Source organism: Streptomyces massasporeus, from assembly GCF_014648995.1.
In the GTDB taxonomy this organism is placed as follows: domain Bacteria; phylum Actinomycetota; class Actinomycetes; order Streptomycetales; family Streptomycetaceae; genus Streptomyces; species Streptomyces massasporeus.
In genome coordinates, this window is sequence record NZ_BMSE01000043.1 from 1 (window position 1) to 11,136 (window position 11,136).

At 70.7% G+C, this 11,136-nt stretch carries 19 protein-coding genes and 1 pseudogene; all 20 read right to left on the reverse strand.

Annotated features, from left to right (window positions below; translation table 11 throughout):
• A pseudogene (locus IE153_RS40685) lies at positions 1 to 496 on the reverse strand (hypothetical protein); the annotation flags it as partial.
• Complete coding sequence (locus IE153_RS40690; RefSeq protein ID WP_189594706.1) at positions 493 to 1,608, reverse strand: hypothetical protein; 1,116 nt, start codon at positions 1,606 to 1,608, stop codon at positions 493 to 495. The pseudogene IE153_RS40685 and the gene IE153_RS40690, both read right to left, overlap by 4 nt.
• Before the next feature lie 13 nt (positions 1,609 to 1,621).
• Positions 1,622 to 2,002 (reverse strand): phage tail fiber protein, encoded by a 381-nt coding sequence (locus tag IE153_RS40695; RefSeq protein ID WP_189594707.1) that lies wholly within the window; start codon positions 2,000 to 2,002, stop codon positions 1,622 to 1,624.
• Positions 2,003 to 2,168: 166 nt separating this feature from the next.
• Positions 2,169 to 2,393, reverse strand: coding sequence for a helix-turn-helix domain-containing protein (locus IE153_RS40700; protein ID WP_189594708.1), 225 nt, complete (start codon positions 2,391 to 2,393; stop codon positions 2,169 to 2,171).
• Positions 2,394 to 2,519: 126 nt separating this feature from the next.
• Positions 2,520 to 3,152, reverse strand: coding sequence for a GIY-YIG nuclease family protein (locus IE153_RS40705; protein ID WP_189594709.1), 633 nt, complete (start codon positions 3,150 to 3,152; stop codon positions 2,520 to 2,522).
• A 12-nt stretch (positions 3,153 to 3,164) separates the two neighbouring features.
• On the reverse strand, positions 3,165 to 3,440 hold the full coding sequence (locus IE153_RS40710; protein ID WP_189594710.1) for a hypothetical protein: 276 nt from the start codon (positions 3,438 to 3,440) through the stop codon (positions 3,165 to 3,167).
• 16 nt (positions 3,441 to 3,456) lie between these two features.
• Positions 3,457 to 3,897, reverse strand: coding sequence for a hypothetical protein (locus IE153_RS40715; protein ID WP_189594711.1), 441 nt, complete (start codon positions 3,895 to 3,897; stop codon positions 3,457 to 3,459).
• Between the two features lie 8 nt (positions 3,898 to 3,905).
• A complete protein-coding gene (locus IE153_RS42525) occupies positions 3,906 to 5,930 on the reverse strand; it encodes a hypothetical protein (RefSeq protein WP_189594712.1) in 2,025 nt (674 codons plus the stop codon).
• Between the two features lie 77 nt (positions 5,931 to 6,007).
• Entirely contained in the window at positions 6,008 to 6,823 is an 816-nt protein-coding gene (locus tag IE153_RS40725; protein ID WP_229829436.1) for a hypothetical protein, read from the reverse strand.
• A gap of 2 nt (positions 6,824 to 6,825) precedes the next feature.
• Positions 6,826 to 7,293, reverse strand: a complete 468-nt coding sequence (locus tag IE153_RS40730) for a hypothetical protein (protein ID WP_189594714.1) — start codon at positions 7,291 to 7,293, stop codon at positions 6,826 to 6,828.
• Between the two features lie 131 nt (positions 7,294 to 7,424).
• Entirely contained in the window at positions 7,425 to 7,658 is a 234-nt protein-coding gene (locus IE153_RS40735) for a hypothetical protein (RefSeq protein WP_189594715.1), read from the reverse strand.
• A 194-nt stretch (positions 7,659 to 7,852) separates the two neighbouring features.
• Positions 7,853 to 8,956: a hypothetical protein gene (locus tag IE153_RS40740; RefSeq protein ID WP_189594716.1), complete on the reverse strand. Its 1,104-nt coding sequence runs from the start codon at positions 8,954 to 8,956 to the stop codon at positions 7,853 to 7,855.
• A 37-nt stretch (positions 8,957 to 8,993) separates the two neighbouring features.
• Positions 8,994 to 9,134, reverse strand: coding sequence for a hypothetical protein (locus IE153_RS40745; RefSeq protein ID WP_189594717.1), 141 nt, complete (start codon positions 9,132 to 9,134; stop codon positions 8,994 to 8,996).
• Between the two features lie 83 nt (positions 9,135 to 9,217).
• Positions 9,218 to 9,418, reverse strand: a complete 201-nt coding sequence (locus tag IE153_RS40750; RefSeq protein ID WP_189594718.1) for a hypothetical protein — start codon at positions 9,416 to 9,418, stop codon at positions 9,218 to 9,220.
• 44 nt (positions 9,419 to 9,462) lie between these two features.
• Positions 9,463 to 9,891 carry a hypothetical protein gene (locus IE153_RS40755; protein ID WP_189594719.1) on the reverse strand — a complete coding sequence of 143 codons (429 nt, stop codon included), beginning with the start codon at positions 9,889 to 9,891 and terminating at the stop codon, positions 9,463 to 9,465.
• Positions 9,892 to 10,057: 166 nt separating this feature from the next.
• A complete protein-coding gene (locus tag IE153_RS40760) occupies positions 10,058 to 10,264 on the reverse strand; it encodes a hypothetical protein (RefSeq protein WP_189594720.1) in 207 nt (68 codons plus the stop codon).
• On the reverse strand, positions 10,261 to 10,428 hold the full coding sequence (locus IE153_RS40765) for a DUF8839 family protein (protein WP_189594721.1): 168 nt from the start codon (positions 10,426 to 10,428) through the stop codon (positions 10,261 to 10,263). Before IE153_RS40765 ends, IE153_RS40760 begins: the two co-directional genes overlap by 4 nt.
• On the reverse strand, positions 10,425 to 10,661 hold the full coding sequence (locus IE153_RS40770) for a hypothetical protein (protein ID WP_189594722.1): 237 nt from the start codon (positions 10,659 to 10,661) through the stop codon (positions 10,425 to 10,427). Before IE153_RS40770 ends, IE153_RS40765 begins: the two co-directional genes overlap by 4 nt.
• Positions 10,658 to 10,894, reverse strand: coding sequence for a hypothetical protein (locus IE153_RS40775; protein WP_189594723.1), 237 nt, complete (start codon positions 10,892 to 10,894; stop codon positions 10,658 to 10,660). Before IE153_RS40775 ends, IE153_RS40770 begins: the two co-directional genes overlap by 4 nt.
• A partial coding sequence (locus tag IE153_RS40780; RefSeq protein ID WP_229829437.1) for a helix-turn-helix domain-containing protein occupies positions 10,894 to 11,136 on the reverse strand: 243 nt, incomplete at its 5' end. The genes IE153_RS40775 and IE153_RS40780, both read right to left, overlap by 1 nt.

Below are 11,136 nucleotides of genomic sequence, written 5' to 3' on the forward strand. Positions count from 1 at the left end.
CGGCCACATCGACGCCCGTCGTCGACGCCTGGTAGATGGTCACCGCATGCTGCGTCGCCGAGGTCGTCTTGAGGAAGGCGGCCCGGACGGTGTCGTCGGCGGTGATGCCGCCGTTGACGTCCAGGCCAGCGTTCGCGGTGAGCGCCCCGGCGAGCGTCCCGCCGGCCTTCGGCAGGAACTGCCCGGTCGCCCAAGCCCGGTCGCCGTGTGGGTCGGTGGCGGCGACGTGCGCCGCGACCTTCGCCGTGGCGTCCGTGGCCGCGGCGTCGGTGGCCGCGGTCTGCGCGTCGGTCGCCGCCGCGAGAGCCACGGCCTGTACCGCTGCCGCGCTGCCCGCCGGATCAGCGCCGACCGTCTCCGCGGTGAGCGTGACGCCGCCCGTCTGCCCGTTGACGCTGGACACGAGCCCGGCGCTGACCGTGACGACACGGGACTGCTGCCCGCCGTTGACGGTGATCGCATCGGCGGGCCGCTCGCCACTGACGATGATCCTCACCGGGTCACCTCCGGCGACACGATCGCCCGCCCGTTCAGCAGCCGCACCACCGTCGCCCCGTTGGCGACCTCCAAATCCCAGCGGCCGTTCCGAGTGAGCGTCTCCGTCACGCTGGCAGGGATCGCGATGCGGATCTCCGCACCGTCCACCGTCAGATAGTCGGTCAGATCGAGGAGCAGCTCGCCGTTCGCCGAGGCTTCGGAGCGGATCTGTGAGCGGGCCTCCCAGCCGTCCCATGTGAAGTCAGGGTCGTCGTCGACGGTGAAACGCTGCAGGAACGTCGCACCCTGCTCGATGTACAGGTCCCAGTCTCCGGCGGACAACTCGGCCACCTCCGGGATCGGTGCGGCGCCCGCGTGGGCGGTGAGGGTGGACTCGGCCGTGAGCGTCGCCGACAACTGCGCGGACACGCCCGCTGCCGCGTCGAGCCCGGCCGTGCCCGTGAGGGTGGCGGAGGTGCGCGCGGACACGGTGGGCGCCCCGACATCGAGGGCCGCGGTGGCGGTGAGGGTGGCGGACACGTCCCACACACCCGCGTCCGACAGGGTGTTGAAGTAGTCGAACTCGGCGACGTCCGGTGTGCCGCCGTCGCGGTGGGCGCTCATGTCGAGGGCGCACAGCTCGGCGTCGGCCGGGATCCAGGCCGGGGTGGCGAGGGTGCGCCGAGTCGTCCACGTGGTGCCGTCCGGGCTGGTGGACCAGGTGAGGTCGGTGCCGTCCTCGGCGAGCCGCAGGAACAGGTGCGCGACCGGATCGTAGGTGATCTCGACGGCGTCGTCGTCCCAGTAGCCCGTCTCGGACACGCAACGCAGCATGCCGGACACCTTGTTGATGATGAACCCGACGCGGGTGCCCTCGACCGTTCCCTGCACGGTGATCGCGGCGTAGGCCTCTGCGGTCGCGCCGGTCGGGTCCGGGGTGGTGGGCACCTGAACGAAGAACGATGCGCCCGCCAGTGTCCAGGCGTAGCCGGTCTGGCAGCCCGCGTATCCGGTGGTGCACGGCACGCGGGCCCGGCCACCGGTCTCGGTGGTGCCGCCGTAGGAGTTGCCCCACTCGGGCCCGAGGACGCCATCGTTGAAGGAGTCGACGAGGGTGGACAGGAGCGGCATGCTCGGCCCCCCGTCAGCTCAGCGAAAAGTCGAGCTCACCCGCGGCGAAGCGAACATCGTCCCCGGCGAGAACGGTGCGGGGCGTGTCGAGTGCCCCGAACCAGAACCGCACCGGCGTGCCGGCCGAGTCCCACACCTCCACGCCGACGACGGTGCAGGCGGGCATTCCCGCGAACACGATCTCCGCCGCGTTCGAGGTGGCGCCGCCGGTCGGTGCGGCGACGGTCAGATCCTGGCGTGCGTAGGAACCGCCCGTGACCTCCGTACCGGCCGCCGAAGCGGTACCGGCCGCGGTCACCAGCGCGGCCTGAAGGTCACCGGACGGGCCGGTCGCGGAGAGGCCGAACAGCCAGGCGAGCGCCTGATTCGAAGCGGTGAGCGTCAAGTTGGCCACGCGGCCTCCTCAGGATGGGCGCCGCGCGGCGCGTTGGAAGCCCCGCCGTCCGGGACCGGACCGGCACGAACGACGGGACGATCAGGCGGACGCCGCCCTCCGGGTTCTAACCGGGGCTGGCCAGCACGGGGCCGACTTCTGTCGGGCTCCGGGCGGCGTCCGGGTCTCAGGCGGCGCGGGCGGCTTCGCGTTCGGCGAGGATCCGCTTCACCTCGTCGAGGTCGGGCCGGTTGTACAGCGCAGGGACGCCACGGCCCTGACTGGGCAACGCGGCTTCGAGGAGGCCGCGGTGCACCCACTGCCGGATGGTCGATTCACTGACCCCTGCGTACTCCGCGGCCTGTGAAGGCGTCAGAAGGTTCTGGGGGTACAGGTCATAGATACGACTCATCACACCCCCTGACATGCGAAAACCCCCGTCGAATGGCAACGGGGGCTCGTGTGGTTTTTGGGCGCAGTGCGCTCAGGCGCCTTTAGTGTTACAGCAGGTCAGGGGGTATTGCAAGTAGATCGCTGATCAGGTGTCGAGGGGCTTGCGCCTTGCGGCGACGAAGTCCTTGATCTCCTCGGCTAAGTTGAACCACTCGGTGTTGCCAATCCGATGGGCGCGAAAGCGACGGTGGAGAAGCGCCTCCAACTCCCTACCGCCGTCGAGAGCGAGGATGACGTCGGTCTTCCGGAGGGAGAGCGACTCCATGCGAGACGCCAGGTGCGTCGTGGTCCCGATCTTGACGCGCTCGCCGTTCCGCAGGAAGTACACGATGGGATCGTGACGGCCAGCCCGTGGCACTTCCCGGACGACCGCCGCATCGCTAGGCCCGACCTCCGGCCCTGCATACACAGGAATGACGGGAGGCTCCCATCGGCCGGCGCCACGTTCCTGTAGCCCGACGAGATGCTTCAGGTCGGTTCTGGCGATGTCCTGCGCCAGCACCATGGTGATCTCATCACGGTGATCCGAGCAGAGCCGGATCCGATCACCGGTCACGGAGGCGGTCCGGCAGTCGTCGACCTGACAGGCCGCGCTCTTAGTGGGTGCCTCGGCGATAACGATCCGGGCGCCGCATCCGCATCGAAACGCTCCACGGCCGCGGCGCCCATCGGCTGTCATCGTGCGGCCACAGCCGCATTTGACGCTCTGTCCAATCACGATGCGAGTCTCCTACGCGCCACTGACAGCACCCTCGCTCTCCTCCTCCCAGCGCTTGGAGTCGCGCTTGCAGAGCCCTTCCGCGGGGCCGATGCCGCCGTAGAGGTGGTGGCTGCAGTAGTAGCCGCCGCAGCCGTACTCGTCGCCGCCCGGCATAGCGCCGCAGAGGTGGGCCAGGCCGCGGTCGATCTGCTCGGTGCAGCCGTCCTCCTCACAGACGGTCTCGACGCTGTATCCGGCTTCGATCTTCTCGCCGTTGCGGGTGATCTCGTAGCACGCGTATCCCATGGTTCGAGTGTCCTCTCTACTGCTGGTTGTTGGTCCGGGCCCACAGCCCGGTGGTCTTCGTGTGGACGGTGCGCTGGTCGACGTGGCCGGCGTAGTGGTGGTGGACCTCGGCGGGCGGGAGGTCCTTGGCACCGCGGAGGAGTCGGGCGACGGCCAGGATGGGCACGGCGATCGCGGCCGGCGCGGCGCAGATCATGCCGATGACGGTCGGGTTGGCGTGCTCGGAAGCGACCATCACCGCGACCGCAATCAGGCCCGGGGGCACGGTGGCGAGGCTGCAGAACATGACGGCCCGGGCGGTCTCGGTGGTGCGCTGCGACATCGGCGGGATTCCGGGCTGCTCGACGGGCGGTGTGGGCCCGTAGGGAGGGAGCGGGCTGTCGTCGCGGTAGTAGGTGGGCGGGCTCATCGCTTCTTCCACAGCGGCAACGAGCTTCGGGTCGGGCTGGACGGTCACTGGGTCTCCTAGGCGGCTTCGGCGATGTCGGTGGTGTCGGCGGGGTTGTCGGCGTGGTCGGGGTGGGCCCAGATGCCGCGGTCTACGGCGATGGCCTGGCCCTTGTTCTTGAGGCGCGTGAGGGCGTTCTTGACGGCGCTGACCGTCAGCCCGGTTTCCTGGGCGATGGTGTTGCGGCCGACAGGGCGGCCTCGTTCGGCGAGGAACGCGGCGACACGGTCGTCGGTGCCTGCGGGGGCTTCGGCTTCGATGGCGGCTGCGGCCTGGGCGATGGGGTCGCTGGAGGGGGCGAGCTGTGTCGAGTCAGCGGCCGTGGTGAACGCGTCGTCGGGCAGGACGGGCTTTTCGCCCCGCAGGCGGGCCGCGAGGCGCTCCAGGCGCTCGCTGTAGGCCTTGCCGGCGACGGCTGCCGCAGAGCGCTCCAGGGTCGGTGTGGCGCCGGTGGTGGCCCAGTGGGCGGGGTCGCGGTCGAAGTGGGCACGGAACTGGGCCTGCCGGTTGTCGGGGCCCTTGATGAAGCCCAGGCCGGCCGTGGAGGTGCCGTCGGGCCAGTACATGGGCAGCTGGCTGGGGTTGACTTCCCAGCCGGGCAGGCCGATGGAGTCGGTGAGTGCGGAGGCGGTGCGGAACATGACGGTGTTGCCGGACTGCAACTGCTCGCGGATGTCGGTGGATTCGGGGCCGGCGCCGAACATATTGGCCTTGGGGCCCTGGAAGACGAGGCGCAGCTTGATGCCGCACTTGCGGGCCATCAGCACGATCTCGAGGACCAGCGCGACGGCGCCGGGGAGGGCGAGGACGCGGTGCGCTTCGTCGATGGTGACGGAGATCAGTGGGTCGGGGTCGCCAACGACGAAGTGATCCCGGCCGCGCAGCTTGCGGCCCTTGGCGTCCACCCACTCCATCATCGAGTAGCGGGCCGAACGCTCGTACATGATGTTGCGGATGGCGAACAGCTGGGCGAGGCCGCCTTGGGCGGTGTCCTCGTACCAGTCGACGGCTTCACGCCAGCGGGGCAGGGACTGCCCGCCCTGCGGGTCGCAGACGATCGACACAATGCCGTTGTGGCGTTCGGTGCCGAGGAGCATGTCGAGGAAGCGTGATTTGCCGCCGTCGGTGGCGCCGTAGACGACGGTGTGGACGGGGCCGGATGGCTTCCAGAAGGCGTAGCGGGCGGGCTTGCCGTCGTAGAAGATGCCGACTTCGGCCTGGCCGGTGGTCTTGTTGAGGATCTGCGGGCCGGGGTAGGTGGTGCCGTCCTGCAGGGGGTTGCGGTCGAAGACGGCGATGATGGCGCGGCGGGCGGACTGGCCGACGGCCTTCTCGATCTGCACCATCTCTTCGGGCAGGTCGAGGGCGCCAGCAATGTCTGCGGTGGCGGCAACGGCCTTCCGCCAGGTGCCGTTCTTCAGGACGAGGACGGCGGTCCAGCCGTAGTCGGTGGTGACGACGTCGACGAGCTTGGAGCCAGGCAGCGGGCCGTCGGAGCAGGCCACGTTGTCCTGCCAGTCCTGCAGTTGCCTGCTGAGCGCGGGCGCCGGCGCGGCGGTCTTCTTGCCGCGGCGCCACCAGTAGATGCCATGGCCGAGTCCCCAAGCGACGGTGAGCGCCGGGTAGGGGCTGCTGCCGGGCTGGAGGCCGCCGGTGGCGGCCATGGCGGTGACGAGGCCGCCGCCGGTGGTGACGGCGGAGGCGGCGGCGAGGAAGTCGGCCCGGGTCGGGAGGCGCTTGCGCAGGCGCTTCTTGCCGATGCGAGCGTTCCAGCGGCCCCAGGCGACGGTGGTGACGGCTCCAGCCGCGGTGGCGGCGAGCGCGGTCTTCCATCCGTCGTCGGGCTGGGCGAGGACGGTGCCGGCGGCGGCTTGCAGGGCGGTGGCGTAGAGGGGGGCCATGCCGCGGCGGGTGCGGTAGGCGACACGCATCGCGCGCCGGGCGGCCTTGGTCTTCTTGCTGCGGGAGGAGCCGCGCTTGCCGACCGCCGGGCGGGTCTGCTCGTCGGCGGGAACCTTCTCGACGATGGTGGTCTTCGGCATGGCGGCTGCTACTCCTGCGGGTTGGAAGTCTCAGGGTGGGGCGGCCCCGGCACAGGTGGCCGGGGCCGCGGGCGGGATCAGACGTCGGCGGTGTAGGCCTGCTTGGAGGCCATGCGCCCGCCGGTGGAGGCGACGGCTTCCTGGATGCCGCCGTGCCGGGTGTGGATGTTCTTGGAGGACTGGGCGGCGATGGCCGCGTTGTCGACGGCCGCCTTCTGCAGGGCCTGCGCGGCGGCGAGGGCGGCGGCGTACTGGTCGCGCAGGGCGGCGAGCTCGCCGAGGGTGCCGTCGTCGTCGCCGAATTCGAGGGCGGTCGCCTGCTCGATGGCGGCTTCGATGGCGGCGAGTTGGTCGGCGGCGCGCTGGGCGATGGCGCCGGCCTCTTCGGCGGTGACGGTGGCTTCGGAAGCGAAGCGGGCGACGGCGGACTTGAGGGTGTTGACGCCGGTGATCTCGGGGATGGTGGCGAGGGCCATGGGGTCTCCTGTGGTGGTGTCGGGTTGGGTGTCGTTCTTGATCAGGACGAGCTTTCGGCCGTCGCCCCCGGCAGGGGCTTCGGGCTCAGGGATGGGCTCCGCTGCCGGGACGGCCGGTGACGGCTCCGGCTTCGTGCTCTCGACGGGCTCTGGCTTGCGGCGCAGCTTTTCGGTGGCCCGCTCTTTCGCCTTGGGCCACTCGCGCTTCCAGCCGCGGACGAAGCCCTTGCAGAACGGACCGGCTGCCGTTGCGGCGGTGGCGCCCCAGGCGGCGAGCTTGGCGCCGGTGCGGCGACCCTTCTTCGCCGACGCCTTCTTGATGCGCTTCTTGTGCTTCTCTGAGACCTCACCGAAGGCGGACTCCAGGCCCCGAGCGGCGGCCCACGCGATGGCGAAGAGGAGGATGAGACCGAGCACGGTCAGCCCCCCATCAGCCACATGACGAGGGATCCGACCTGGGTGGCGATGAAGCCGAGCGCGGAGGCGGCCAGGTCGCCGAGCTTGCCGGGGATCATCACGGTCAGCGGCGGGACCAGCGCGGCGAGGATCAGAGTCCGGGTCTGTACGCCGCTCATGAAGTCGCTGACCAGCCAGATCAGGGCGGCCGTGGCGACGGCGAACATGATGCCGAAGCCGGTCCACTCCCCTGCCAGTCCGTCGACGAACCCGTCGACAGCGGTGGTGGCCTGATTGATGAGCTGCCCGGCCGGGGTGGAGACGAGACCGATGGACGCGGTGAGGACGAGGAGTGTCTGGATCTGCGGGCTCTTGATCTTCGCGGCGAGCTTGTTGATCCAGGGGAGTCGGTCGGCGACGTACAGCACGCCGGCCGCTCCCAGGCAGGTTCCGCCGGTTGCGGCGGAGATCCCTGCGTCGATGACGGGCATTTCGGGGTACCCCCTTGCGGTTACGGTGAGTTAGTGGTTTCCTCGCGCGCGCGTGCACGCGAGCGGGCGCGTTGGGGTCCGTTGGATCGGCTTGGGATGGCTTGAGCCATCCGTTGAGCCATTACGGACCGTTAGCTTTCGGTGAGGGTCTGACGGAGCTGGTCGAGCGTCTGGGTCGCCTTCTCGGCGGCGTCGGCCTGCCGGGCGTCGGGCAGCTGGGAGATCGCCGACCGGAGCTGATCGATGGCGACCGCCAGGACCGCGGACGGTCCCTTCGTCTCAGCCTGCTGGCGGCGCTCGCCCAGGAACTGGGCGGAGCGTGCCTGCCGCAGGGCCTTGCGGGACGGGCGGTCGGCGGTCGCCACGATGGATGCCTCCTTGTCGGTCGGGATCTTCTGCTGGGTGGTCCGGGTCTGCTTGCCGGGTCTGCGAGGGTTCCGCTCACCGGGTCACTCACCGGGATTGACCTGCTGGTTTGTGGTTCGGACTGCTTCCGGCAGTCTCAGCAAGGTCCAGAACCGTGGGGGTGCTGGGCCTCACTGGCGGTGCCGGACTGGCCTCAGTTGGCCGGGACGCTGGCCTCGCGGGTCTCGATCTCGCCCCAGATGCGGCGCACCCGGTGCTCCCCGCCGATGAAGCCGGCGGCACGGAACTCCTTCTGCGCCTGCCGGTAGGAGCGGGGCGGCTCCATGGCGTAGCGCAGCCAGCGAAGGACGACTTCGAGCTGCTCGTCGGTGAGCGTCACGCCCGGCTCGGGGGTCTCGACGCCCGCGACATCGGCAAGGTCCTGCAGCGTCATCGCGCCCTCGACGGGGGCCTGCGCCACGCCCTCCTGACTGTCCGTTTCATCCACGGTCACGGGGGGTGGCGTCACGGCCTCGATTTCCGCCTTGACCTGTGTGACACCCGTGACACTGCGGTCCGTCACGGGTGTGACGGCACCGGCCGTCACGGCGGGGCGTGAGACGGCCAGCGCCAGGTCGCGCCCGGCGAACGCGAGGGCCGCCGCGCCGTGCTTCTCCTCAGACTTCGCCAGCCGCTTCTCGGCCTTGGAGCGGGCCTCGTTAATCTCGGCCTGGGCTCGGGTCAGCACGTCGGCGCGGGCGATCTGCCGCTCCATCTCGGCGCGGTGCCCGGCCGTCTCGGTGAGCACATCGGTGGTGGCTTCGGAGCGCAGGTGGCGGGCGCCGGCCGCCGCGAGGGCACGGGCGTTGCGGTCCTCAGCGGACTGCTCCGCGATCACCGCTGCAGTCTCGGCATCCGCCAGGACGTTCCCCGCGAACAGTCGCAGCCCCATGAACAGGGCCGCCGCGACCGGCACGAACGCGAACACCTTGGCATGCCCCAGGATCAGCAGCGTCGCCGTCGACGTACCCACGGCCACCACCGACAGGCCGATCATCACGGCGATACCGACCGTGGACCGCTGCCGGATCGCCACCTCCGACATGCGGAGCGACCCGATCCACAGCGCGTCGTAGACGATGGCGATCGACCAGCCGACCAGCACGCCGATCTTGCCGTGCAGGCCGAGGATGTGGCCCAGCTGCCCGCCGACGGTCACGGCGACCAGGACCAGGGCGGCCAGGGTGAGCAGCTTCTCGACGACGGCGAACACGTCCAAGCGGCGGGCGGCGGAGCGAATGGTGCTGAAGGTCTTCATGGCCCCTCCTTTCGAGTGGGTTCGGATGGGCGGCCGGTCAGTCGACGAGGTCGTCCTCGGTGAGGCCGCCGGGGATGCGGTGGGCGGTGGCGCCCTCGCTGGTGACGATCACGGTGGTGACCTCGTCGGGACCGGTGCGCTCCGTTGTCACGAAGCCGCCGTCGTTGCGGTCAGACATGGGAGTTCCTCTCGGGTTGGCGAATGGGAGAGCTGGGGTGCCGGGCGGGGCAGGGGGATGGACCCGCCCGGCGGATCAGGGGGTCAGGCGACGTCGCCGAGGGCGGAGCCGACGAGCTCGTCGACGAGCGCGGCGCCCGGGTTGGCCTTGTCGTAGCGGGCCGCCTCGGCAAGCAGTGCCTGCCGGACACGGCGGCTACCGGCGGACAGATACCGGCGGATCAGGGCGGTGCGGTACGCCGCATCCGACGACGGGGCAGACGTGATCAGGGTGAGCGTGGGCATGGTTCCTCACTGGTCAGGTGGGCGGGAATGAGATGGTTGGTGCGTCAGATCAGGTCGTTGGGGGTGATGCCGTACAGCCGGGCGGACTCGGCGAGGCCGTCACGCAGCCCGGCGCGGAAGGTGTCGGGGTCGGTGCCGCGGGCCTGCCAGCACTCCCAGCGGGCCGCCCGCCGCTCGGCGTCGACCTGAGCGGTCCAGCCCGACGCCCGGTTCTCGGCGCGCTGCCGGGCCGCCAGCAGCTGCACAGCGAGCAGCAGGTCGTCGAACGCCGAGACCGGGAAACGGCGGGCCGGGACGATCGGGCAGCCGTGCCAGTCGTCGGTCGACAGCGACACCCGGGACGTCGGGTCGTCGCTGCGGCCGTCACGCAGGTCGTAGGCGCCGGCCAGCCCACCGAGCGCATCCTGGAACTGCTGGAACGGGGCGCGGCGGCCGGCCCACAGCGGGCTCAGGCGGGGGTCGTCGGCGAGCATGATGCCTCCCTTCAGGGGGCGAGAGGGTGGGAAGCCGCGAGCGGAGGCCGTGGGGGAACGTCATCCCCGCCCGCGGCGGATCAGAGGCCCTACTTGGGCCGGGGGTTGGAGGACTGCCGGTTCTTCTCGGCGAGCTCCTTGTGCATGCGCTGGCGCTCGGCGTCGGTCACGACGCCTCCCGCACGACATGCAGGTGACGGGCACCAGGCGCCGCAGCGGCCGGTACGAACCGGTGACCGAGACGCAGCCGGGTCACCGGGTCGACAACCGTCACCAGCACCGCCGGCGACTCGCCATCCCACGCGGGCAGACCGGCCACAATCTCCTCGGCCTTCGCCCCCAGCAGTTGCAGACGATCGCGCTCGGCGCTCACCGCTGCTCACCAGCCGGGACGACGATGAACCGGTCGTTGGGGAGGTCCATGCGCACGGTGGCCGGGGTGCCGGAGGCGGTCAGCTGCGCGGCACGCTCCTCCGCCGGCCAGCTGCCGCGCGGGCCACCAGCCGGGAAGTCGGCGAGGATCTCGCGGGCACTCACCAGTCCTCCCCGGGGATGCGGCCGGCGCGCAGTGCTTCGGCTTCCTCGCGGTACTCCTGAGCGTGGCGCAGGGCGATCGGCACAGTGGCCGCAGCCTGCTTCCTTGTCGTCTCCGACAGGGTCGGGTCGTTAGCGGCGGCCTTCGCGGACTCAGCGTTCCGAGCGGATCGGGCCGCGCACTTCTCGCGGTCCTCAGCCAGCTCCCTCATCTCACGGCGCGACGGGCGCTTCATGCCGCCACCTCGATCAGGTCGAGGCGGCCAGCGGCCTCCAGCTGGCATCGACACATCCGCATCTCATCCTGCGCGGCCAGGCAACCGTCGAAGTCGGAGGCGGCAGACGCGGCCTGGCAGTGCTCGGCGGCATCCCGGTAGCGGACCGCGGCGATGCGCAGCTCCAACGAGCGCAGGGCGTCGACGGCGGCCGGCGGAAGCGGGGCGGTGGGGAGAGCGGTGGTGCTGGTCATCAGGCCACCTCCGTGGCGGTCGGGGCGACCTTGGAACCACGCAGGTACTCGACGACGGCGGACTGCGGGACCTTGAGGCCGGTACGGCGCTTAGTGCCGCTACCGACTCGGATGGTGCGCAGCTGGCCGTTGGCGATCAGGCGGTAGACGGTCGCGGGGTGTACGTCGAGGTACTCGGCGACCTCTGCCGGCTTGAGCGCGCCCTGCAACTGGGCGAGCTCTCCAGCGAGTTCGTCGTTGGG

Coding starts and splice junctions, on each gene's coding strand:
- IE153_RS40690 (WP_189594706.1), bottom strand. CDS start 1,608: ATGCCGCTCCTGTCCACCCTCGTCGACTCCTTCAACGATGGCGTCCTC.
- IE153_RS40700 (WP_189594708.1), bottom strand. CDS start 2,393: ATGAGTCGTATCTATGACCTGTACCCCCAGAACCTTCTGACGCCTTCA.
- IE153_RS40710 (WP_189594710.1), bottom strand. CDS start 3,440: ATGGGATACGCGTGCTACGAGATCACCCGCAACGGCGAGAAGATCGAA.
- IE153_RS42525 (WP_189594712.1), bottom strand. CDS start 5,930: ATGCCGAAGACCACCATCGTCGAGAAGGTTCCCGCCGACGAGCAGACC.
- IE153_RS40730 (WP_189594714.1), bottom strand. CDS start 7,293: ATGCCCGTCATCGACGCAGGGATCTCCGCCGCAACCGGCGGAACCTGC.
- IE153_RS40740 (WP_189594716.1), bottom strand. CDS start 8,956: ATGAAGACCTTCAGCACCATTCGCTCCGCCGCCCGCCGCTTGGACGTG.
- IE153_RS40745 (WP_189594717.1), bottom strand. CDS start 9,134: ATGTCTGACCGCAACGACGGCGGCTTCGTGACAACGGAGCGCACCGGT.
- IE153_RS40750 (WP_189594718.1), bottom strand. CDS start 9,418: ATGCCCACGCTCACCCTGATCACGTCTGCCCCGTCGTCGGATGCGGCG.
- IE153_RS40755 (WP_189594719.1), bottom strand. CDS start 9,891: ATGCTCGCCGACGACCCCCGCCTGAGCCCGCTGTGGGCCGGCCGCCGC.
- IE153_RS40770 (WP_189594722.1), bottom strand. CDS start 10,661: ATGAAGCGCCCGTCGCGCCGTGAGATGAGGGAGCTGGCTGAGGACCGC.
- IE153_RS40775 (WP_189594723.1), bottom strand. CDS start 10,894: ATGACCAGCACCACCGCTCTCCCCACCGCCCCGCTTCCGCCGGCCGCC.